The organism is Burkholderia cepacia GG4, from assembly GCF_000292915.1.
In the GTDB taxonomy this organism is placed as follows: domain Bacteria; phylum Pseudomonadota; class Gammaproteobacteria; order Burkholderiales; family Burkholderiaceae; genus Burkholderia; species Burkholderia cepacia_D.
In genome coordinates this window covers 1,739,287-1,761,856 of record NC_018513.1, presented here as the reverse complement: position 1 = coordinate 1,761,856, position 22,570 = coordinate 1,739,287, and the positions used below count along the sequence as shown (strand labels likewise).

22 protein-coding genes are annotated in these 22,570 nt (G+C 66.5%); 2 read left to right on the top strand and 20 right to left on the bottom strand.

Annotated features, from left to right (window positions below; genetic code table 11):
* Positions 1–40 precede the first annotated feature (40 nt).
* From GEM_RS08075 to ndk, 14 genes are all read right to left on the bottom strand, one after another.
* The gene (locus tag GEM_RS08075; protein ID WP_014896918.1) at positions 41–1,189 is read right to left on the bottom strand and encodes an ATP phosphoribosyltransferase regulatory subunit; all 1,149 of its coding nucleotides are present in this window, start codon (positions 1,187–1,189) and stop codon (positions 41–43) included.
* Positions 1,190–1,300: 111 nt separating this feature from the next.
* Positions 1,301–1,492 carry a DUF2065 domain-containing protein gene (locus tag GEM_RS08070; RefSeq protein WP_014896917.1) on the bottom strand — a complete coding sequence of 64 codons (192 nt, stop codon included), beginning with the start codon at positions 1,490–1,492 and terminating at the stop codon, positions 1,301–1,303.
* A 36-nt stretch (positions 1,493–1,528) separates the two neighbouring features.
* A complete protein-coding gene (gene hflC, locus GEM_RS08065) occupies positions 1,529–2,428 on the bottom strand; it encodes a protease modulator HflC (RefSeq protein WP_014896916.1) in 900 nt (299 codons plus the stop codon).
* Between the two features lie 15 nt (positions 2,429–2,443).
* A complete protein-coding gene (hflK, locus tag GEM_RS08060) occupies positions 2,444–3,784 on the bottom strand; it encodes an FtsH protease activity modulator HflK (protein WP_041490484.1) in 1,341 nt (446 codons plus the stop codon).
* Positions 3,785–3,831: 47 nt separating this feature from the next.
* Positions 3,832–5,007, bottom strand: coding sequence for a GTPase HflX (hflX, locus tag GEM_RS08055; RefSeq protein ID WP_014896914.1), 1,176 nt, complete (start codon positions 5,005–5,007; stop codon positions 3,832–3,834).
* A 72-nt stretch (positions 5,008–5,079) separates the two neighbouring features.
* A complete protein-coding gene (hfq, locus tag GEM_RS08050; RefSeq protein WP_014896913.1) occupies positions 5,080–5,319 on the bottom strand; it encodes an RNA chaperone Hfq in 240 nt (79 codons plus the stop codon).
* Positions 5,320–5,473: 154 nt separating this feature from the next.
* A complete protein-coding gene (der, locus tag GEM_RS08045; RefSeq protein ID WP_014896912.1) occupies positions 5,474–6,811 on the bottom strand; it encodes a ribosome biogenesis GTPase Der in 1,338 nt (445 codons plus the stop codon).
* Positions 6,812–7,058: 247 nt separating this feature from the next.
* The gene (bamB, locus tag GEM_RS08040) at positions 7,059–8,204 is read right to left on the bottom strand and encodes an outer membrane protein assembly factor BamB (RefSeq protein WP_014896911.1); all 1,146 of its coding nucleotides are present in this window, start codon (positions 8,202–8,204) and stop codon (positions 7,059–7,061) included.
* A gap of 40 nt (positions 8,205–8,244) precedes the next feature.
* Complete coding sequence (locus GEM_RS08035) at positions 8,245–8,874, bottom strand: tetratricopeptide repeat protein (protein WP_014896910.1); 630 nt, start codon at positions 8,872–8,874, stop codon at positions 8,245–8,247.
* A gap of 54 nt (positions 8,875–8,928) precedes the next feature.
* A complete protein-coding gene (gene hisS / locus GEM_RS08030) occupies positions 8,929–10,269 on the bottom strand; it encodes a histidine--tRNA ligase (protein ID WP_014896909.1) in 1,341 nt (446 codons plus the stop codon).
* Positions 10,270–10,289: 20 nt separating this feature from the next.
* Positions 10,290–11,594, bottom strand: a complete 1,305-nt coding sequence (gene ispG / locus GEM_RS08025; protein ID WP_014896908.1) for a flavodoxin-dependent (E)-4-hydroxy-3-methylbut-2-enyl-diphosphate synthase — start codon at positions 11,592–11,594, stop codon at positions 10,290–10,292.
* A 106-nt stretch (positions 11,595–11,700) separates the two neighbouring features.
* Complete coding sequence (locus GEM_RS08020; protein ID WP_014896907.1) at positions 11,701–12,711, bottom strand: helix-turn-helix domain-containing protein; 1,011 nt, start codon at positions 12,709–12,711, stop codon at positions 11,701–11,703.
* A 163-nt stretch (positions 12,712–12,874) separates the two neighbouring features.
* Entirely contained in the window at positions 12,875–14,014 is a 1,140-nt protein-coding gene (gene rlmN, locus GEM_RS08015; RefSeq protein ID WP_014896906.1) for a 23S rRNA (adenine(2503)-C(2))-methyltransferase RlmN, read from the bottom strand.
* Positions 14,015–14,069: 55 nt separating this feature from the next.
* Positions 14,070–14,495, bottom strand: coding sequence for a nucleoside-diphosphate kinase (gene ndk, locus GEM_RS08010; protein ID WP_011352265.1), 426 nt, complete (start codon positions 14,493–14,495; stop codon positions 14,070–14,072).
* Between the two features lie 249 nt (positions 14,496–14,744).
* On the opposite strand from ndk, the gene GEM_RS08005 reads away from it, so the two are divergent.
* On the top strand, positions 14,745–15,443 hold the full coding sequence (locus GEM_RS08005) for a Bax inhibitor-1/YccA family protein (RefSeq protein ID WP_006761414.1): 699 nt from the start codon (positions 14,745–14,747) through the stop codon (positions 15,441–15,443).
* A 62-nt stretch (positions 15,444–15,505) separates the two neighbouring features.
* Here the strand turns inward: GEM_RS08005 and rlmD are convergent, their stop codons facing one another.
* Positions 15,506–16,903, bottom strand: a complete 1,398-nt coding sequence (gene rlmD / locus GEM_RS08000) for a 23S rRNA (uracil(1939)-C(5))-methyltransferase RlmD (RefSeq protein WP_014896905.1) — start codon at positions 16,901–16,903, stop codon at positions 15,506–15,508.
* 210 nt (positions 16,904–17,113) lie between these two features.
* Here rlmD and GEM_RS07995 point away from each other — a divergent pair, with 210 nt between their 5' ends.
* A complete protein-coding gene (locus GEM_RS07995; protein WP_014896904.1) occupies positions 17,114–17,968 on the top strand; it encodes an endonuclease/exonuclease/phosphatase family protein in 855 nt (284 codons plus the stop codon).
* A gap of 30 nt (positions 17,969–17,998) precedes the next feature.
* Here GEM_RS07995 and GEM_RS07990 read toward each other — a convergent pair whose 3' ends face one another.
* Genes GEM_RS07990 through surE form a run of 5 tightly spaced genes read right to left on the bottom strand, consistent with a single transcriptional unit; the run spans position 17,999 to position 22,447 of the window.
* Complete coding sequence (locus tag GEM_RS07990; protein ID WP_014896903.1) at positions 17,999–18,775, bottom strand: 3'-5' exonuclease; 777 nt, start codon at positions 18,773–18,775, stop codon at positions 17,999–18,001.
* 3 nt (positions 18,776–18,778) lie between these two features.
* On the bottom strand, positions 18,779–19,864 hold the full coding sequence (rpoS, locus tag GEM_RS07985; RefSeq protein WP_014896902.1) for an RNA polymerase sigma factor RpoS: 1,086 nt from the start codon (positions 19,862–19,864) through the stop codon (positions 18,779–18,781).
* Positions 19,865–19,875: 11 nt separating this feature from the next.
* Positions 19,876–20,754, bottom strand: a complete 879-nt coding sequence (locus tag GEM_RS07980; protein WP_014896901.1) for a peptidoglycan DD-metalloendopeptidase family protein — start codon at positions 20,752–20,754, stop codon at positions 19,876–19,878.
* A gap of 5 nt (positions 20,755–20,759) precedes the next feature.
* The gene (locus GEM_RS07975) at positions 20,760–21,689 is read right to left on the bottom strand and encodes a protein-L-isoaspartate(D-aspartate) O-methyltransferase (RefSeq protein ID WP_014896900.1); all 930 of its coding nucleotides are present in this window, start codon (positions 21,687–21,689) and stop codon (positions 20,760–20,762) included.
* Positions 21,686–22,447 carry a 5'/3'-nucleotidase SurE gene (surE, locus tag GEM_RS07970; RefSeq protein ID WP_041490480.1) on the bottom strand — a complete coding sequence of 254 codons (762 nt, stop codon included), beginning with the start codon at positions 22,445–22,447 and terminating at the stop codon, positions 21,686–21,688. The genes GEM_RS07975 and surE overlap by 4 nt, the downstream gene beginning before the upstream one ends.
* Positions 22,448–22,570 lie beyond the last annotated feature (123 nt).

Here is a 22,570-nt window from a genome sequence, read left to right as displayed (position 1 = left end):
CAACGATATGCACGCCGAACGACGGCCCGCGAACGCCTCTTTAACGGGGTTCGACCACCCATGCGCCGTCACGCTCGACGAGCGAACGGTCGCAGGCGAACTCGTCGAGTACGTGGTCGTGCCCCGGCAGTGCCTGGATCACCACTTCGCCCGCATCGCGCAGCGCCGCGACGGCCGCGCTCAGCGCGTCGTCCTGCGCCCACGGCGCGAGAATCGCGGTGCCGCGCGCCTCGACCGGCGAAATCCGCGCGAGCTCGCGCAGGTCGAGCGAGAAGCCCGTCGCCGGGCGGGCGCGACCGTAGGCCTGGCCCACGTGGTCGTAACGGCCGCCGCGCGCGATCGCGTTCGGCACGCCGTCGATGTACGCGGTAAACATCGCGCCGCTGTGGTACGCGTAGCCGCGCAGGTCGGCGAGATCGATCGCCACTTCGACACCCTTCGCCTGGGCCGCGAGCTGCGCGAGATCGTCGAGCGCACGCGTGATCTCGGGCAGCACCGGCAGTCGCGCGCGCGCTTCGTCGAGCACGCTCGCGTCGCCGTACAGATGCGGCAGCGCACGCAGCGCCGCGCGCGTGTCGGCGCCGAGGTCGTCGGTGAGTTCGGTCAAGAGCGGCACGTCCTTGCCCGACAGCGCGTCGTACAGCGCCTCGCCGCGCTCGGCCGCCTGCGCGTCGCGCGCGAGCAGCGCCGCGAGCACGCCCGCGTGGCACAGGTCCAGACGAATCCGCGACAACCCCGCGAGGTGCAGCGCGTCGACCATCAGCTGCTGGATCTCGAGATCGGCTTCCAGCCCGGCATGCCCGTAGATTTCGGCGCCGATCTGAATCTGTTCGCGCGTCGCGTGCAGGCCGCGCGGACGCGTATGCATCACATTGCCCGCATAGCAGAGGCGCGTCACGCCCTGGCGGTTCAGCAGGTGTGCGTCGATGCGTGCGACCTGCGGCGTGATGTCCGCACGCAGGCCGAGCGTGCGGCCCGACAGCTGGTCGACCAGCTTGAAGGTGCGCAGGCGCAAGTCGGTGCCGCCGCTCGTCAGCAGCGACTCGAGGTATTCGAGCAGCGGCGGCATCACCATTTCATAGCCGTACGAACGGAAGCGGTCGAGCAGCCTGCGACGCAGCTCCTCGATCTTGCGCGCTTCCGACGGCAGTACGTCGGCGATATTCTCGGGAAGTAACCAGGTCGACATCGGTACGGTCCTACGACGGGAAACAGGGCGCGCACGCGCGCCGCGAGATGAATCGGAAATCGGAATCAGGCGGAACGGACGGCAGATGCGCCGTCTGGATCGGGTCTCCGGTCAGGTGGCGAGCAGCAGGAGGACGAGCCCGAACGCCATCACGATGAGCCCGCCGATCCGGATATGATGCGGCGGCCGCTCCGCTATTCTACGAAACGTGTCGCGCCAGGCGACGGGAAACACGAAGGGGAACGCCCCTTCGATGATCAGCATCAGTGCTACCGCGAGCAACAACGAGCCAGCCAGATCCATGCGAGCGACAGCGCCGCTCGTCGCGGCGCCCCAAGGTCAATGTTTGCGGGGAGCAGGCGCCGCCGGTGCGGCACCGCCCGTCGGGCTGCGCATGAAACGGAAGAACTCGCTGTCGGGGTCGACGACGATGATGTCGTTGCGCTTGAACGTATTCCGGTAAGCCTGCAGGCTCGCGTAGAACTGGTAGAACTGCGGATCGCTGCCGAACGCGTCGGCGGCGATCGTCGCGGCCTTCGCATCGCCCTCGCCCTTGATCGTCTGCGCGGACTTGTACGCATTCGCGAGCACCGCCTGCTGTTCGCGTTCCGCGTCGGCCTTGATCTGCTCGACGTCGGACCCGCCCTCGGCCCGCACCCGTGCGGCCTGGTCGCGCAGCGCGGCAATCATCCGCTGATAGACGGCGTCCGTCTGCGCGGCCGGCAGGTCGACTCGCGTCAACTGGACATCGACCACGTCGACGCCGAAGCCGGATGCCTGCGCGCGCACCGCATCGCGAGCCGCCTTGGCGATCTCGCGCTGCCCGCCGAGCGCATCGTCGAGCGCGCGCTTGCCGAATGCATCGCCAAGTGCGCTCTTCAGCGCGCCGGCCAGGCGCTCGGTGGCGGCCGCCGGGTCGCCACCCAGCGCCGTGAAGTACTTCATCGGATCGTTGATCCGGTACTTGACCGCATAGGCGACGAGCAGGTCGTGCTTGTCTTCGGTCGCCAGTTGCAGTGCGTCCGACGACTCGAACGATTGCAGGCGCGTATCGATCAGCGTAGCCGTCTGGAGCGGCGGCGGCAGCTTGAAATGGATCCCGGGGCCCGCGAGTTCCGGCTGCGCACCGTCGCGCCCCGACAGCACGGCCGCATGGCGCGGATCAACGGTCAGGACGGTCGACGACGCCGCGAAGGCGACGATCACGATTGCGACGACGAGCGCAATGATTCGGTTCATGTTCTGCGCTCCCCGTTACTTCGTATCGTCTTCGCGCGAGCGGCTGCGGAACGCTTCGCGCGACCGCAGCACGTCGCTGCCCAGTGTCGGTGCCGCAGCGGCCGATGCCGTGCTCGCAGGTGCGCTCGCTGCCGCGGCGGGCGGGGCCGACGCCGCGTCGGGCGCGGATGCGCCAGCGGACGTCGCGACGTTTTGCCGCCCCTGCTCGACGAGCTTGTCGAGCGGCAGGTACACGACGTTGTTGCCACCCTTGTTGCCGACGTACACCTTCGTCGTGTTCGAATAGATTTCCTGCATCGTCTGAAGGTACATCCGCTCGCGGATCACCGCAGGCGCCTTCGAATACTGCGCATAGACCTGCTTGAAGCGATCGGCGTCGCCTTCGGCTTCGGTCACCACGCGATCGGCATACGCCTTCGCTTCGTCGACGAGCTTCGCGGCATCGCCCTGCGCCTTCGGCAGCAGGTCGTTCGCATAGGCCTGCGCGGCACGCTTCGCGGCCTCGCGTTCGTCACGCGCCTTCGCGACTTCGGCGTAGGCGGCCTGCGTCTGCTCGGGCGCCGCGACGCTCTGCATCGTGACCGCCGTCACCTCGAGCCCCGACTGGTAGCGGTCGAGATCCCGCTGGATCGCGGCGGACAGCTGCTCGCGCAGCGCGTCGCGATCCTGATTCAGCATGTCGGCCGCGCTGCGCGTGCCGACGATCGCGCGCACCGCGGCCTGCGCGGCCTGCGCCACGCTGCGCTCGGGATCGACACTGCGGAACAGGTAGTCGGTGGCGGAGCGGATCCGGTACTGGACGACGAAACGCACGTCGACGATGTCGGCGTCGCGCGTCAGCATCGCCGCTTCTTTCACGTTCGCGAGACGCACGACGTTGTTGCGGCCGATCTCGATGGAACGGACCTGCGACGTATCGACGATCTCGTGCGACGCGAACGGATACGGCGCGCGCCAGTGCACGCCCTGGCCGACCGTGCCCGACAGCTTGCCCAGCTGCAGCACGACGCCCGTCTGGCCGTCCTGCACGACGAACAGCCCGCTGCCCGCGTAGACCGCGACCAGCACGCCGATCACGATGCCGACGCCGACGCGCGCAGCCCGGCCGTTGTCGGGCCGGAAGCCGTTGCCGCCCTTGCCGCCGAACAGGCCGCTCAAGCGCCGGTTGAAGTTGCGCCACATCTCGTCGAGATCGGGCGGACCGTCACCGTCGCCGCCGGGCGGACGCTTCGATTCGTTCGCACGCGGACGGGATCCGTCGTTGCCCTTGGCGTCGCCGCGTCCCCAGCGGGGATCGTTGATCGACAGCAAGGCGCGCATCCGCCGCCAGGTACTCCGCTCGTTGTATTCGTTCACCAGAGTTTGTTCACCAGATTAGACGCCGGCGAGCCGGCCGGGACCGGTTAGCGCCCCTGTTCGGAAATCGTGTGGTCTTCGTGTGGTTCAGCGGGTGCACCGTCGAGCGCGTCGTTAATCAACGTCGCGCCGGAAAGGTGTTCCGCGGAGGCGATCTCGGCGATGGCGGCACGCAACGCGTCAAGACCCTGACCGGTGCGTGCGCTCAAAAAGACGCGCGAAATATTACCATACTCGTCCCGCTCGACCGCGTCGCCGCGGGCTGCCAGCTCGGGAACGGCATCGATCTTGTTGAACACCAGCACCTGCCGGATCGTGTCCGCGCCGATCTCGTGCAGCACACCGTTCACCTGTTCGATCTGCTCGAGCCGGACCGCACTCGACGCGTCGACCACGTGCAGCAGCAGATCCGCGTGAATCGTTTCCTCGAGGGTCGCGCGAAACGCAGCGACCAGCTGGTGAGGCAGCTCGCGGATGAACCCGACGGTATCCGACACGACGATCTGGCCGACCTCGTCGCCCAGGTACACGCGTCGCGACGTCGTATCGAGCGTGGCGAACAGCTGGTCGGCCGCATAGGCCTGCGCTTTCGTCAACGCATTGAACAGCGTCGACTTGCCCGCGTTCGTATAGCCGACGAGCGACACCGACATCGTGCCGCTGCGCGCGCGCTGGCGACGCTGCGTGCTGTGCTGCCGACGCAGTCGATCGAGCCGCGACTTCAGCATCTTGATGCGCTCGCCGATCAGCCGGCGGTCGGTTTCGAGCTGGGTTTCGCCGGGGCCGCGCAGGCCGATACCGCCCTTCTGCCGCTCCAGGTGGGTCCACGCGCGAATCAGTCGGGTCGACAGGTATTGCAGCTGCGCCAGCTCGACCTGCAGCTTGCCTTCGTGGCTGCGGGCGCGCTGCGCGAAGATGTCGAGGATGAGGCTCGTGCGATCGACCACCCGCCGGTTAAGTGCCTGCTCCAGATTGCGTTGCTGGGCGGGTGCCAGTGCGTGGTTGAAGATGACGATTTCGACGTTGTGCGCGTCGCAGGCGAGCCGCAGCTCTTCGGCTTTGCCGCTGCCGATGAACATCTTGGCATCGGGACTGGAGCGACGACCCGTGAGGGTGACGGCGGGATTTGCCCCCGCGCTGGAGGCAAGAAGACTGAGTTCTTCGAGACTGGCTTCGAAATCGGTCTTGCCGAAGTCGATGCCGACGAGCGCTGCGTTGATCAAATTTTCAGGTGTCAAGATAAGGCGGCTGGCATCGGTCGCTCGCGGCGACCGGATGCCGGCCGCTGCGATAGGTTAGGACGAGACTTCCGCGTCCGGGTGGAAATTCACCGGGCGCGCCGGCACGACCGTCGAGATGGCGTGCTTGTAGACCATCTGGGTCACCGTATTACGGAGCAACACGACGTACTGGTCGAACGATTCGATGTTCCCTTGGAGCTTGATGCCGTTGACGAGATAGATCGAAACGGGAACGTGCTCTTTGCGCAGTGCGTTCAAAAACGGGTCTTGTAACAATTGCCCTTTGTTGCTCATGGCGTACTCCATCTTTTTTTGCAGGTTGAACTGGATTGGCGACGAAGAAAAAGAGATCCGCCGCCAATCGCTACACTATAGCTGATTTTGCCTGCCCCGCCCGGGCGTGGGCCATGCGGCCTATCCCTTGCCGGACGTGCATGGCAGGCATCCTTCAGCCCTTGTCCGCGTACGGATTGTTCGACGAACGGAACTCTATTCGCAATGGAGTCCCGGTCAGGGAGAAAGTTTCGCGGAACCGGTTTTCGAGGTAGCGCTTGTAGGTTTCCGTCACCGCGTCGAGCGCGTTGCCGTGGATGACGATCAGCGGCGGATTCTGGCCGCCCTGGTGCGCGTAGCGCAGCTTCGGACGCACCGGGCCGCGACGGCGCGGCTGCTGGAACTCGACGGCTTCGATCAGCGCACGCGTGAGCTTCGGCGTCGGCAGTTTCGCCATCGCCGCCGCGTACGCGTCGTCGACCGAGCGCATCAGCGCGCCGATGCCCGTCTTCTTCGCGGCCGAAATGTAGTGCGATTTCGCGAAGTCGAGGAATTTCAGCTTGCGGGTCAAATCCGCTTTCGCGCGATCGCGTGCGTGGTCGTCGAGACCGTCCCACTTGTTGACGCCGATCACGAGCGCGCGGCCCTGCTCGACGACGAAGCCGGCGATGTGCGCGTCCTGGTCGGAAATGTCCTGCTGTGCATCCAGCAGAAGAATGACGACGTTCGCGTCGGAGATCGACTGCAGCGTCTTCACGACCGAGAACTTCTCGATCGCCTCGAACACCTTGCCGCGGCGCCGCAGGCCCGCGGTGTCGATCAGCGTGTATTTCTTGCCGTTACGCTCGAAGTCGACGTAGATCGAATCGCGCGTCGTGCCCGGCATGTCGAACGCGATCACGCGGTCCTCGCCGATCAGCGCGTTCACGAGCGTCGACTTGCCGACGTTCGGCCGGCCGACGATCGCGATCTTGATGCCGCGCGACGGATCATCCTCGTCCGCTTCCTCGGGCTGGCCCGCATACGCGACTTCCAGCGCCTCGTTGATCATGTCGGTCACGCCGTCGCCGTGCGCGGCCGAGATCGCGCGCGGATCGCCGAGCCCGAGCTCGTAGAAGTCCGTCGCGACCGCCGTGTACTTCATCCCCTCGGCCTTGTTGACGACCAGGAAGATCGGCCGGCCGGTCTTGCGCAGGTAGTCGGCGATCGACTTGTCCTGCGGCGCGAGCCCGTTGCGGCCGTCGACGATGAACACGACGACGTCGGCTTCCTCGACGGCCTGCCGCGTCTGGCGCGCCATCTCGTGGAGGATGCCGTCCTTCGCGACGGGTTCGAAGCCGCCGGTATCGACGACCAGGTACGGCCGTTCGCCGACGCGCCCTTCGCCGTAATGGCGATCGCGCGTCAGGCCCGGCAAGTCAGCGACCAGCGCATCGCGCGAGCGCGTGAGCCGGTTGAACAGCGTGGATTTCCCCACATTGGGGCGCCCAACGAGGGCAATGACCGGTTTCATCTGTGTTTTCTACGGTGATGCGCAGCAGCGGGAGGCCCGCTGCTGCGGGCGGCTGCGCTGAATGAAAATATCACGATTTCGCGCCGCGCCGGATGCGCGCGCCGGGCGCGCGTTGCGCGCCGTCGTCTTTCGTTTCGAACTGCCTTTCAAATACCGAGCGGCCGGGGACACCGGCCGCCTTCATGTTGCGCGACTGCGGCGCACGGGACAAGCCCGCCACGCCGCGATTGCGCTTGTTTCGCGCGCGTCAGCGCGGACGGAACCCGTACAGGCCGCCGTCCTTCGTCTGCACGACGAGCGTATTGCCCGCCAGGACCGGCGCCGCCGTAATCGCGCTGCCGTCGGTCTTCATCCGCGCAATGAAGCTGCCGTCCTCGCGCGACAGGAAGTGCACGAAGCCCTTGTAGTCGCCCATCACGACCGCATGGCCGAGCAGGTAAGGCACGCCGACGTCGCGGCTCTTCAGCTTGTCGTTGCGCCAGAGCTGGTTGCCGCTCGCCGCATCGTAGGCCGTCACGACCGACCAGTCGTCGCCGCCGGCGACGACCGAATCGTCCTGCGCGAGGCCGCTGCGGCTCGAGAACGCCTTTTCCCACAGCGGACGGCCCGAGTTCGCGTCGAAGCAGGCGAGCTGGCCCTGGAACGTGACCGCGCAGGCTTCGGCGCCCACGAGCGTCGGCGGACCGCTGACGTCGTTGATGCGCTCGACTTCGGTCACGCCCTTCGGGAACGACACGGGCGTCTGCCAGAACGGATCGCCCGACTGCAGGTTGATCGCGACGAGGCCGCCACCCGGGAAGCCCGCCAGCACGGCCGCATCGCCCGCGAACGTCATGCCGGCCGACACGCGCAGGTTCAGCGGCACCGCGCGGTTGCGGTAGTTCCACTTCTGCTCGCCCGTCTGCGCGTTGAACGCGATCACCTGGCCGTCGATCGTGCGTACGACCACGAGGCCGTTGCCCACCAGCGGCGGCGAGAAGATTTCGCCCTGCACGGTCGTCTTCCACAGCTGTTTGCCGTCGGGACCGAGCACGAACACGCCACCCTTCAGCGCGCCGACCGCGGTCAGGTTGCCGTCGCTGCCGACACCGGCCGACAGATCCGAACCGACCTTCGAGCGCCACAGCGTCTGGCCCGTCTTCGCGTCGATCTTCTCGACCGAACCGTTCTCGCCCGCCGCGTAGACGGCGTCTCCCACGGCCACCGGCGAGAACAGATAGCGCCCGCCCTTGCCGACGCTCGCCTTCCAGACCTGTTGCACGTCCATGACGGGCTTGAACTCGGTGAGCGGCGTCGGCACGCGACGCGCGTCCTTCGACGACGAGCAGGCCGCCAATGCCAGGACAGCCGCCGCGCAGGCTACGGGCACAGCGTAACGTTTCAGCAAATTCATCGGTTAGCGAAGCAGAGTTAAGAGGTTGAGGGGACCGGGATTAGCCGCCAAGCGCGTCCAGCTTGAACTGGACGAGCTGACGTGCGGACTGGTCGTCCTTCGACAGGCCGTCGAGCGCGAGCTTGTACGCGGCGCGCGCATCGTCGGTCTTGCCTTGCGCGGCAAACAGATCGCCGCGGCGATCGGCCACGAGGCCCTTGAATGCATCGACCGGCGTGCCGGACAGCAGCGAGAGGCCGGCGTCGTACGCCTTCTCGTCGAGCAGCAGCGACGCGAGACGCAGCTTCGCGATCTGCTTGTACTCGTCGTCCTTGGCGTGATCGGCGGCCCATTGCAGCTGCGCCTTCGCGCCTGCGGTGTCGCCGGCCGCGTACAGCGTCTTCGCGGCCGACAGCGCCGTCATCTGCGCATACGGCGTGCTGCCGAACTTGCCTTCCATGTCGGCGGCCGCGCGGGCCATCGTCGCCTTGTCGTTCGCGGCGGCAGCCTTCTGGACCTGCTCGTACAACCCGGACGCCTCGGCAGCCTGACGGCGCTGCCAATAGTTCCAGCCGTTGAAACCGGCCGCGACGACCAGCGCCGCGAGCACGATCCACGTGGTGAGGTTGCCCCAGCGGGCCCACCACGCCTTGAGACTTTCAATCGATTCTTGTTCGTCGTGATAACTCATCGGCGAGCGGTTCCTTCCTTTTCAGGCTTTTCTTGTCGGCGAATGCCAGCGCGATCAGTCGTCGCCGTCTTCGGCGGATGCAACCATCGCATTGATTAGGAATTCGGTCAAGCTTTCGACCGGTACGGTCTGCTGAACGTTCTTTTCCCCCTCCTCGCCCGCACCGCGCAGCGCTTTCACGCCCACCGTGCCGTTCGCGACCTCTTCTTCGCCGAAGATCACCGCGAACGCGGCGCCGCTCGCATCGGCCCGCTTCATCTGCGACTTGAAGCTTGCCGTCGCGCCGTCGGCGCTGCAGTGGAAGATCACGTCGAGGCCCGTGTCACGCAGGCGCTCGGCCGCGATGAATGCCTGTTCGCGCGCAGTCTCGCCCTGGTGCACGACGTACACGTCGACGCCTTCCTGCTCCGGCACCAGATCCTCTTCCTTCAGCAGCTCGAGAATCCGCTCGATGCCCATCGCCCAGCCGCATGCGGCGGTCGGCTTGCCGCCGAGCTGTTCGATCAGCGGATCGTAGCGGCCGCCGGCCGCGACCGTGCCCTGCGCGCCGAGCTTGTCGGTCACCCACTCGAACACGGTCAGGTTGTAGTAGTCGAGGCCGCGCACGAGACGCGGGTTGATCTTGAACGGGATGTTGTTCGCGAGCAGCAGGCGTTGCAGCCCCTCGAAGTGCGCGCGCGATTCGTCGCCGAGGAAGTCGATCAGCTTCGGCGCGTTCTGCGCAATTTCCTGCAGCGCGGGGTTCTTCGTGTCGAGCACGCGCAGCGGGTTCGTATACAGGCGACGCTTCGCGTCCTCGTCGAGCACGTCCGCGAACTGCTCGAGGTACTTGATCAGTTCGACGCGGTGCGCGGCGCGCTCTTCGGCGAGGCCGAGCGAGTTGATCTCGAGCTTGATGCCGGTCAGGCCGAGGTCGTCCCACAGGCGCTGGCACATCATGATGATCTCGGCATCCGCGTCCGGGCCCGCAAAGCCGAGCGCTTCGACACCGACCTGGTGGAACTGGCGGTAGCGGCCGCGCTGCGGACGCTCGTGACGGAACATCGGGCCGATGTACCACAGGCGCTTCGGGCCGTCGTACAGCATGTTGTGCTCGATCGACGCGCGCACGACGGCCGCGGTGTTTTCCGGGCGCATCGTCAGGTTTTCGCCGTTCAGCGCGTCGGTGAAGCTGTACATCTCCTTCTCGACGATGTCGGTGACTTCGCCGATGCCGCGCGTGAAGAGCTGCGTGTGTTCGACGATCGGCGTGCGGATGTTCTGGTAGCCGTACGCGCGCAGCAGCGATTTCACGGTAGCTTCGAAGAATTCCCACAGGCCGGCATCCTGCGGAAGGATGTCGTTCATGCCCTTGACGCCGGTGAGCTTCTCGATCTTGCGTTTCTGTTCAGTCATCGTTCGTATGTGTGGACGAATTAGTTCGTGGCCTCAGCGCGGCCGTAGTTGCGTGCGACGTAGTCGCTGACGATCTGCTGGAATTCCTCGGCGATCCGCTCGCCGCGCAGCGTCTTGACCTTCTCGCCGTCGATGAAGACGGGCGCGGCCGGGTTCTCGCCCGAACCCGGCAGGCTGATGCCGATGTTCGCGTGCTTCGACTCGCCCGGGCCGTTGACGATGCAGCCCATCACCGCGACGTTCATCTTCTCGACGCCCGGATATTCCTTGCGCCAGACCGGCATCTGCTCGCGCAGGTAGGTCTGGATCTGCATCGCGAGTTCCTGGAACAGCGTGCTCGTCGTGCGGCCGCAGCCCGGGCACGCGATCACCATCGGTGCGAACGAGCGCAGGCCCATCGTCTGCAGGATTTCCTGGCCGACGATCACTTCGCCCGTGCGCGGCGCGCCCGGTTCCGGCGTCAGCGAAATGCGGATCGTGTCGCCGATCCCTTCCTGCAGCAGCACGCCGAGCGCGGCCGTCGACGCAACGATGCCCTTCGAGCCCATGCCGGCCTCGGTCAGCCCGAGGTGCAGCGCGAAGCCGCAGCGGCGACCGAGCTCGCGGTACACGGCGATCAGGTCCTGCACGCCGCTGACCTTGCACGACAGCACGATGCGATCACGGCCGAGGCCGAGTTCGACCGCACGTTCGGCCGAGCCGATCGCCGACTGGATCAGCGCTTCGTACATCACGCTCTGCGCATCCCACGGCTGCGAACGCGCGCCGTTCTCGTCCATCATGCGCGCGAGCAGGTCCTGGTCGAGACTGCCCCAGTTCACGCCGATCCGCACCGCCTTGTCGTACTTGGCCGCGGCCTCGATCATCAGCGCGAACTGCGTATCGCGCTTCGCGCCCTGGCCGACGTTGCCGGGGTTGATCCGGTACTTCGACAGCGCCTCCGCGCAGCCCGGGTAATCGCGCAGCAGCAGGTGGCCGTTGTAGTGGAAATCGCCGACGAGCGGCACGGTCACGCCCATCCGGTCGAGCTGCTCGCGGATCGCCGGCACGGCGGCCGCGGCCTCGGGCGTGTTGACCGTGATGCGCACCAGTTCGGAGCCCGCATTCGCGAGTTCCTTGATCTGGATCGCCGTGCCGATCGCGTCGGCCGTGTCGGTGTTCGTCATCGACTGCACGCGCACCGGCGCGGCGCCGCCGATCGTCACGAGCTGCCCGCCCCAGCGGACATCCACCGCATGCGATACGCGGCGCGGCTGATGCCCGCCGAACACCGGCTCGGTTGAACAAATCTGACTGCTGCGTGGGGATTGAGCTTCGGATTGCATCGATAGATCCATTTACGCGGAATGCGCCGCGATGCGGCGCATGAATTGAAAAAGCGCCGTGTCCTCACGGCCTGTCGACGACAGGCCCTCGCCACGGCGCTTGACGTCAGGGCAACGTGAACCGCGCCACGTTACCCCGCGCTGCCGAATATTTTGCCGGATCGACAGGTTTTCCGTCGAACGCGACCGTATCGAGGCCGGCCTTGTTGCCGATCGTGACCTTGAACGGCCCGTCGCCGGCGACCTGCTTCGTCTCGCCGGCCCGCACCAGCGCCGAGAACAGCTCCTTGCCGTTCTTGTCGCGCACGCTGAACCAGCAATCCTGCTTGACCTTCAGTTCGACCATCGACTGGCCTGCCGCCACCACGACGCTCGCGGGCTGGGCCGGCGCGGCCGAGCTCGCGGCAGCCGGCGCGACGACGGGTTGCGATGCGGGTGCCGCGGCCGTCGGGGCCGGAGCCGGTGCAGCCGACGCAACCGCCTGCGGTGCCGCGGCGGACGCCGCAACCTGAGCCGGAGCGTCGTTACCGACTGCCGTCGACGCGCCGCTCGCGGCTGCCGCTTCGACGGAAGACGCCACCGGTGCGCTGGCAGCCGACGCATGCGCGGTGTCGCCACCCTTGAAACGCGCGAGCCAGCTCGACGAATCGCCGCCAGTGTGCCACATGAGTACCGCGATCACCGCGACAACGAGGATCGCCGTCCCCCACAGCCACGGGTGATGGCGCGACGAGCCGCCGAGCGGAATCGACACGCGGCCGCGCGGCAGATCCGTTCCCGACGCAGCGGGCATCGACAGGTCGACTTCCGGCACCCCGCGCTCGCGGCGCAGTGCCTGCGCGAACGGCTCCGGATCGACGCCGAGCATCTTCGCATAGCTGCGTACGACGCCGAGCGCGAACGTCACGCCGGGCAAATGGCTGATGTCGCCCGCCTCGAGCGCACGCAGCTTCTGCGGGGCGACCTTGAGCCGCGCCGACACGTCGTCGACCGTCCAGCCTTTCGCTTCCCGGAGCTGCGCCAACCGGCTGCCGACGGCCGCCAGCGTTTCAAGTCCCGCCGGTGCCGGCTTCGCGGCATTGGTCTCTGCGCCGTGTGGCGGCTGCGGCTCACTCATCCTTGTCCTCGCGTCGATTCTTCTTCACCGGCGGGCGCCGCCGGCTCCCGCCGGCCGGCACCCGCACCTGTTCATACCATGCGCGGCGCCGAGGCGCCGCGACCGATCGCTATTCGCGTGTTGTACCGCCAAATGGTTCGGGCATCCCCGGCCAGGCACCCCGTCAAACCGCCCGAACTTCGATGATTTTTGCTGCTGCGCCCGTTCGCTCCGCCAGGCGCGTGCGGTCCTTCACGGCGCCGGCCAGCTGGCCGCACGCTGCGTCGATGTCGTCGCCGCGCGTCTTGCGCACGGTCGTGACGACTCCCGCGTCGATGAGGACCTGTGCAAAGCGCTTGATCTGCTCCGGCTTCGAGCGGATGAGGCCCGATTCCGGAAACGGATTGAACGGGATCAGATTGAACTTGCACGGCACGTCGCGCGTGACGGCCAGCAGTTCGCGCGCATGCGCTTCGGTGTCGTTGACGCCGTCGAGCATGCAGTATTCGAAAGTAATGAAGTCGCGCGGTGCGACTTTCAGGTAGCGCTGGCACGCGGCCATCAGCTCGCGAAGCGGATGCTTCTTGTTGAGCGGCACCAGCTCGTCGCGCAGCGCATCGTTCGGCGCGTGCAGCGAAACGGCGAGCGCGACCGGCAGTTCGGCGCCGAGGCGGTCCATCATCGGCACCACGCCGGACGTCGACAACGTGACGCGGCGGCGCGACAGGCCGTATGCGTTGTCGTCGAGCATCAGCCGCATCGCGGGCACGACCGCGCTGTAATTCAGCAGCGGCTCGCCCATGCCCATCATCACCACGTTGGTGACGACCCGTTCGGCCTTGCCGTTCGGACCGGGCGCGCGACCGAGCGACGCACGCAGGGCAAATTCGGCCATCCGGAGCTGGCCGATGATTTCGGCTGTCGACAGGTTGCGGGAAAAGCCCTGCTTGCCCGTCGAACAGAAGCGGCAGTTGACCGCGCACCCGGCCTGCGACGACACGCACAGCGTGCCGCGCGTCTCTTCCGGGATGAACACGGTTTCGACCGCATTGCCGTTTCCGACGTCGATCAGCCACTTGCGCGTGCCGTCGGTGGAAACGTGATCGCTGACGATATCGGGCATCACGATCGACGCACGGCCCTTGAGCTTTTCTCTCAGGGACTTCGCGAGATCGGTCATGCCGTCGAAATCGCCGGCGTTGTATTGGTGGATCCAGCGCTGCAACTGCTTGGCGCGGAACGGCTTCTCGCCGAGGCTGCCGCAGTACGCGACAAGACCCTCGGCATCGAAGTCGAGAAGATTGACGGAAGTTTCGCTCGTCATGATGTGCTGCCTTGCCGCTTGCGCTGAATCCTGCCTACTTGCTGTCAGCCAGGGCTTAACGCGAGTAAACGTTCATTTCCGGGAAGAAGAACGCGACTTCGACCGCAGCCGTTTCGGCAGCGTCCGAGCCGTGCACGGCGTTCGCGTCGATGCTGTCTGCGAAGTCGGCGCGGATCGTGCCCTTTTCTGCCTTCTTCGGATCCGTTGCGCCCATCAGGTCGCGGTTCTTCAGGATCGCGCCTTCACCTTCCAGAACCTGGATCATCACCGGGCCCGAGATCATGAAATCGACGAGGTCCTTGAAGAACGGACGCGCTGCGTGAACCGCGTAGAACTTCTCTGCGTCAGCACGCGACAGGTGCGCCATGCGCGATGCGACGATCTTCAGGCCGGCGCCTTCGAAACGGCTGTAGATCTGGCCGATCACGTTCTTTGCCACCGCATCCGGCTTGATGATCGACAGGGTGCGCTCGATTGCCATAAAAACTCCAAAAAATTAAGAAGTTACAGGTTCAAATGAATCCGCTATTGTAGCACGATCCCGTGTATCATTGCGATTGAACCCTTACACGCATGAAAGGTTCAGAATCCATATGTTTTGTGCCGCCTGGCCATTGAAACCTCGCGACACGGAACGTATCTTAGCCATAGCTGCTCCGGTTTGCTGCGCCGCACACCGCGTGCGCCGAACCGGCCCCGGACGCCCACGCGTTCCATGTTAGGAGAAACCATGAACGACTATCCGTACAATTTCGGCCGCGGCGGCTCCGTCAGCACCGCGGAGGTTCGCAATCGCGTGCTGCGGAACACGTACTGGCTGCTCGCGCTGTCGATGGTGCCGACGGTGCTGGGGGCATGGGTCGGCGTCGCGACGGGCTTCTCGCTGTTCGCGGCCACGAGCCCGATGATGAGCCTGCTCGCGTTCTTCGCGATCGCGTTCGGCTTCATGTTCGCGATCGAGCGGACGAAGAACAGCGCGGCCGGCGTATTCGTGCTGCTCGGCTTCACGTTCTTCATGGGCCTGATGCTGTCGCGCCTGCTGAGCTTCATCCTCGGCTTCTCGAACGGCCCGTCGCTGATCATGCTCGCGTTCGGCGGCACCGGCATCATCTTCGCCGCGATGGCGACGATCGCCACCGTCAGCAAGCGTGACTTCTCGGGGCTCGGCAAGTGGCTGTTCATGGGCGTGATCGTGATCCTGCTCGCGTCGGTCGCGAACATCTTCCTGCAGCTGCCGGCGCTGATGCTCACCGTATCGGTGCTCGCGATCGCGATCTTCTCGGCCTACATGCTGTTCGACGTCCAGCGCGTCGTGAACGGCGGCGAGACGAACTACATCTCGGCCACCCTCGCGATCTACCTCGACCTGTACAACGTGTTCACGAACCTGCTCGCGCTGCTCGGCATCTTCGGCGGCAACCGCAACTGACGTTCGCCGAACACCATGAAAAAACCGGCCCGCGGGCCGGTTTTTTACGTCCGCCGCCCGGCTCAGTCGCGCTCGAACAGCGCGATCGATTCGACGTGCGAGGTATTCGGGAACATGTTCACGACCCCGGCGCCCTTCAGCCGGTAGCCGGCCTCGTGCACGAGCAGGCCCGCGTCGCGCGCGAGCGTCGACGGGTTGCACGACACGTAGACGATCCGCTTCGGCAGCGGGCCTTCGCCGCTCTGCGCGATCTCGGCCAGCGCCTTCGACACCGCGAGCGCGCCTTCGCGCGGCGGATCGACCAGGAACTTGTCGAATGCGCCGAGCGCGCGGAGGTCGTCGCCCGTCACTTCGAACAGGTTCCGGCATGCGAACGTCGTATGCCCGTCGACATCATTCTCGCGCGCGTTCGCGAGCGCGCGCGTCGTCAGCGTTTCACTGCCTTCGATGCCCATCACCTCGCGCGACAGCCGCGCGAGCGGCAGCGTGAAGTTGCCGATCCCGCAGAACAGGTCGAGCACGCGATCGTCGCGCGACGGCGCGAGCAGGCGCAGTGCGCGGCCCACCAGCACGCGGTTGATCTGATGGTTGACCTGCGTGAAGTCGGTCGGCTTGAACGGCATGCGGATACCGAATTCCGGCAGCGTATAGTCGAGCGACACGTCGAGCGGATAGAACGGCGCCACCGTATCCGGGCCCTTCGGCTGCAGCCAGAACTGCACCTGGTGCTCGTCCGCGAACGCGCGCAGCAGCGCCTCGTCGTCCGCATTGATCGGCTCCAGCACGCGCAGCACCAGCGCCGTGACTTCCGAACCGACCGCGAGCTCGATCTGCGGCATGCGGTCGCGGATCGACAGCCCCTCGACCAGCCGGCGCAGCGGCACGAGCATCGCCGACACGTGCGGCGGCAGCACCTCGCAGCTCGTCATGTCGGCGACGTAGCTGCTCTTCTTCTCGTGGAACCCGACCAGCACGCCGCCCTTCTTCGCGACGTTGCGCACGGTCAGGCGCGCACGGTAGCGGTAGCCCCACGACGGGCCGTGGATCGGCGCGAACATCGTCTCGGCGCGCAGCTTCGACAGGTGCCACAGGTTGTCCTCGAGCACGCGCTGCTTGATCGCCACCTGCGCGCGCATGTCGAGGTGCTGCATCGAGCAGCCGCCGCAGGTGCCGAAGAATTTGCATTTCGGCTCCGTGCGCAGCACGCTCGGGCGCAGAATGTCGACAACGGTCGCCTGCTCGTAGCTCGGCTTGCGGCGGTAGCTCGAATACGTCACGCGCTCGCCGGGCAGCGCGCCCTCGACGAAGATGACCTTGCCGGGCGTGCCGTCCTCGGTCACCGTGCGGCCGACACCGCGCGCTTCCATGTCGAGCGATTCGATCTCGAGAACCGGGGCAGGCCCGGGCGCGACGGGCGCATTTTTCGATTTGCGCACAGAAGTGGGGACGGCTTCGGACACCAGCTTTTCCTGACAAAACGTTGAAGAAGGCGAGATTGTAGACGACGAAAGCCCGCATCGCCTGCTTTGCGTAGCGCCAGCGCCGATACTGTTGCGTATGCCGCCCCGCTGACGCAAGTATGGCGCACCGACACGCGCCCGATCGCCCAGCCGCCGGGCGCCTCATACGACCGGCCCGAGGCGCACGCCCTGCTCGCTGGAGATCCGACCATGAGACTGATCGACTGGAACATTCAATGGGGTCGGGACGCGGATGGCGTCGTCGACCTCCCGCGCACCGTCGCCGCCGCCCGTCGGCTCGGCGACTTCGACGTGCTGTGCCTGCAGGAAGTCACCCGCGGCTTCGGCACACTGCCCGGCGGGCCCGGCCCCGACCAGTTCGCCGAACTCGCGGCGTTGCTGCCCGGTTATACGATCGTCGAAGCAATCGGCGCCGACCTGCCCGCGCTCGAACCCGGCGCTGCGCGCCGCCAGTTCGGCAATGCGATCGCGACCCGGCTGCCGGTCGGGCGCGCGCTGCGCCAGTTGCTGCCGTGGCCGGCCGACGCCAGCGCACCGTCGATGCCGCGCGTCGCGCTCGACGTCGAACTGGAGACGCCGTCAGGCCCACTGCGAGTCGTCACGACGCACCTCGAATACTATTCGGCGCGCCAGCGACTCGCGCAGGTCGACGCGTTGCGCGACCGGCACCGCCAAGCCTGCGCCCACGCGGATCGGCCCGCGCTGGCGGAAAATGCCGCGGGGCCGTTCGCCGCGACCAGCCAGCCGCGCGACGCGATCGTCTGCGGCGATTTCAACAGCGCGTTCGGCAGCGACGCGTACCGCCGCATCCTGGAACCGATCGCCGACGCGCCGCCGTTCGTCGACGCGTGGGTCGCACGGCACCCGGGCCGCACGCCGCCGCCGACCGCCGGCGTCTACGACACGGTGCAATGGTCGGAGGGGCCGCTCGTGTGCGACTTCGCGTTCGTGACCGATACGCTGCTGCCGCGCGTCACGCGTTGCGAAATCGACGGCGACGTGCGCGCGTCGGATCACCAGCCGGTGCTGCTCGAACTCGCGTGATCGCGCGACCTGCGGCGAGGCCCGGCCGCGCTACGCGTCGAAACCGGCCAGGTATTCGGCCCAGTGCGACGCAGGCTCCTGCGCAAGCGAGTTCTTCACGAGCAGGATCTCGTCCGCGTACTCGCCCTGGGTCAGGCCGCCGCGCATCAGCTGGAACCGGCAATACAGCAGATACGTATTGACGACGTCGGTCTCGCAGTAGTTGCGGATCTCTTCGATGCGCCCGTCCTGGAATGCCGGCCACACCTGGCTGCCGTCCATCCCGAGCTTGCCCGGAAAGCCGCACAGCTTGGCGAGCGCGTCGAGCGGCGCATTCGCGCGCGCCTGATACATCGCGAGCACATCCATCAAGTCGGTATGCCGCGAGTGATAGCGCGAGATGTAGTTATTCCACTTGAAGTCGCGGTCGTCCTCGCCCAGATCCCAGTAGCGGGTCGCGGGAATCCCGTGCACGAGCGCGCGGTAATGAAGCACCGGCAGATCGAAGCCGCCGCCGTTCCACGACACGAGCTGCGGCGTGTATTTCTCGATCACGCGGTAGAACGACTGCACCAGCGCCGCCTCGTTGTCCTGCGGCGTGCCGAGCGAGCGCACGCGGAAACCGTTGTGGTCGCGGAACACGCAGGAGATCGCTGCGATGCGCTGCAGGTGATGCGGCAGGAAATCGCTGCCGGTCTTCTCGCGGCGCGCGGCGAACGCATGTTCGGCCACCGCGGCATCGTCCAGCGTCGCGGGCAGGTCTTCCAGACGGCGAATGCCGTCGACATCGGGAATGGTCTCGATGTCAAAAACGAGAATCGGAGTCATCAGTTACAGAACGGCGTCCTTGCGCACGCCATTGGAGGCGAAGAACCGCTTGAGGCGCACCAGCGCTTCCTGCTGGATCTGCCGCACGCGCTCGCGCGTGAGCCCCATCTCGTCGGCCAGCTCCTCGAGCGTGGCCGGTTCGATGTGATTCAGGCCGAAGCGGCGCTCGATCACGTGCCGGTGCTTGTCGGACAGCCGCGACAGCCACGCGCGCGTGAGCGTCTCGAGCTCGCGGTGCTGCACCTCGGCGTCGGGCGACTGGCTCTGGTCGTCGGGCAGCAGGTCGAGCAGGCTGCTCGCGGGATCGAGGTCGAGCGGCGCGTCGAGCGATGCAGTGTGCTCGTTGAGCGCGAGGATATCGGTGACTTCCTCGGCGGTCTTGCCGGTGAGATAGGCGATGTCGTCGATGCTGGCTTCGCGGCGCTCGGCCGCCTCACCCGTCGACATCGAATTTTTTTCGAGGTGGCGCTTCGCGCGCAGCACCTGGTTCAGTTCGCGGATCACGTGCACCGGCAAGCGCACGGTGCGGGCCTGATTCATGATCGCGCGCTCGATGCTCTGCCGGATCCACCAGGTCGCGTAGGTCGAGAAGCGAAAGCCGCGCGTCGGGTCGAATTTCTCGATCGCGTGCATCAGGCCGAGGTTGCCTTCCTCGATCAGGTCGAGCAGCGGCACGCCGCGATTCAGGTAACCCTTCGCGATGCTGACGACGAGTCGCAGGTTGCGCTCGATCATCACCTGCCGTGCCTCGAATTCGCCGGCCTTCGCAAGACGGGAATAACGCTGCTCCTCTTCCACCGTCAGGAGCGGCTTCACGCTGATGCGGTTCAGGTAATGCTGGATCGTGTCGGCCGTGAGTTCGGCCTGCAGCATTGCGCGGAAATCGTCGACGTCGGGTGCCGCCTCCGTACGACCTTCGCGCTCGTCGTCGCCGTCCGCTTCGGCGTCGCGTGCCTCGAGATCACGTTCGTTTTCCGCGACGTCGTCTTCGTCGTCCGTCGAAGCGCCAGCTCGCCCCACCGATGCTTGCGTGGCACGACTGATCTTCTCAGACTCGGCTTGCGGCTCGTGGCGCTTCGATTTCGGCATGGTCGTCTCGGTTATTGAGGCGGCAAATACTTCAGCGGATCGACAGGTTTACCCTGCCGGCGAACCTCGAAATGCAGCATCACGCGGTCGGCATCGCTATTACCCATCTCGGCGATCTTCTGCCCCTTCGTTACCGCGTCCCCCTCTTTTACCATCAAAGCGCGATTGTGTGCATACGCCGTGAGGTAAGTTGCATCGTGTTTGATGATAATGAGGTTGCCGTAGCCGCGCAGGCCGTTGCCCGAGTAGACGACGCGACCATCGGCCGCCGCCTTCACGGCCTCGCCCGACGTACCGCCGATATTGACGCCCTTGTTCTTGGCATCGTCGAAACCGTTCAGCACCGGGCCGCGCACGGGCCATGCAAACGTCACGGGGCCGCTCGGCGCCGCGGCCGTATCGCTCGATGCAGCGGCAGCCGGCGGCGTGATCGCGGACGAGCCGGCGGCCGGCGTTGCGGGACCGCTGCTGAGCGGCGCGGTCGCGACGGCTGCGCCGCCGATCGGCGCGGCAACCTGCGTGCCGGCAACCGCGGCGCCGGCCGTCGGCGCAACACGCAGCAACTGGTCGACTTCGATCTGGTTCGGGTTCGCCAGGTTGTTCCACGCGGCGATATCGCGATAGTTCTGCCCGTTCTCGAGCGCAATCCGGTACAGCGTATCGCCCGGTTTCACCCGGTAAAAGCCGGGCGGCGGCGGGCCGAGCGGCACCGCCGGCTGCGCGGCAGCGGTCGTGCCGAGCGTACCGGAGCGGTCGACGACGGGCGCGTTATCGAGCCGCGTCGCACAAGCGGCCAGCAGCGTGGAGAACGCGGCCACACAGATCGCGCGCTGGGCGAAGGTGAGCGGTTTCCTGGTTCGGTTGTTTTGCATCGCGCGCAACATACTCATCGGTTTCAAATCACTCCGGATTTTAAAGGGACAAAGAAAACGCGATCAAGCCGCGACTCTCGCCATTGCGCGTGCGCAACGCGCTCGACGAGCGTGAGCACCTGGGGCTGCCCGCTCTGCGCGCCGACCGGCGCGACGAGCCGCCCGCCGATCGCGAGCTGCTCGAGCAGCGCCTGCGGCACGTCGAGCCCCGCCGCCGCGATCACGATCGCGTCGAACGGGGCCGCGGACGGCAGGCCGACACGCCCGTCGCCGTAATGCAGACGGATGTTCGGCACGCGCAGCGGCCGCAGGTTCAGCTTCGCGCGCTCATAGAGCGGCTTGATGCGTTCAATCGAATACACGTCACGCGCCACGTGGCTCAGCACGGTGGCCTGATAGCCGCAACCCGTGCCGATCTCGAGGACGCGCTCGAGCGTGCGGCCGGCCATCGCGAGCTCGATCATGCGCGCGACGACCGACGGCTTTGAAATCGTTTGCTGGTGGCCGATCGGCAACGCGGAATCCTCATAGGCCTGCGTCGCGAGACCCGGATCCACGAACATGTGGCGTGGCACCGCGGCCATCGCGTCCAGCACGCGCGGGTCGGTCACGCCGTTCGCGCGCAGGCGTTCGACCATGCGTTCGCGCACACGTTCCGAGGTAAGCGCGAACGCACCGGCCGGTGCGACGCTCGGCACGGCCGGCTTCGGCATCGCGGGCTTCAGCACGGTCGGCTTCGGTGCGGTCGCCGGTTTCGCGGCGGCCGTGCCGGGCAGCGCCCGGGCGACGCCCGGCTTCACCGCCACCGGCTTCAGCACGGCGGCGGGCTTGTCGACGGCCTTCGGCACCGCGCTCGCCGCATGGCGTTCGCCGGCCCGGCCCTCCGATTTGCGTGGCGCTCGCTTGAGATCCTCGAGCGCGAGCGGGAACCGCTTCGCGCGCTCGCCGCTCATGAAGCCCGCCCTCCTGCGCGCGCCCATTCGCGCGTTGCAGGCAGCATTTGCGTATGCGTGAGATCGAGCTGGAGCGGCGTGATCGACACGAAACCGTTTGCGACCGCGTGGAAATCGGTGCCTTCGCTCGCATCCAGCGCCGCGCCGGCGGCACCGATCCAGTAGACCGGCTCGCCGCGCGGGTCGGTCTGGCGAATCACCGGCTGGGACGGGTGACGCTTGCCGAGGCGCGTGACCTGCCAGCCTTTCAGTTCGTCGTACGGCAGATTCGGAATATTGACGTTCAGCAACGGCTGACCGGGCAGCGGATGGGCGAGATAGTGCTCGACGATTTCCGCGGCGACGCGCGCCGCGTCCGCCAGATGGGCCCAGCCCTTGTCGGCCAGCGAGAACGCGATGGCCGGCACGCCGAACATGATGCCTTCGGTCGCGGCTGCAACTGTCCCTGAATAGAGCGTGTCTTCGCCCATGTTCTGGCCGTTGTTGATCCCCGACACGACGAGATCGGGCCTCGCGTCGACCATACCCGTCAACGCGACGTGCACCGAATCGGTCGGCGTGCCGTTCACGTAGAAGAAACCCGTATTCGTCGCGCGCTGCACCGACAGCGGCCGCGACAGCGTCAGGGAATTCGATGCGCCGCTGCAGTTCTGCTCGGGCGCGATCACCGTGAGGTCGGCCAGCGGCTGCAGCGCGTCGCTGAGCGCGGCGAGACCGGGGGCGAGATAGCCGTCGTCGTTGCTGAGTAGGATTCGCATCCGGCGATTGTAACCGAGGAAAGATGGCGCGAGAGCGACAGTCAGGCGGCTGCGGACGGGCGTGTACGGGCCGGCGTGCACGGTGCGCCGCCGCATTGCGCGGCGGCGTTCTGCGCGCTCAGG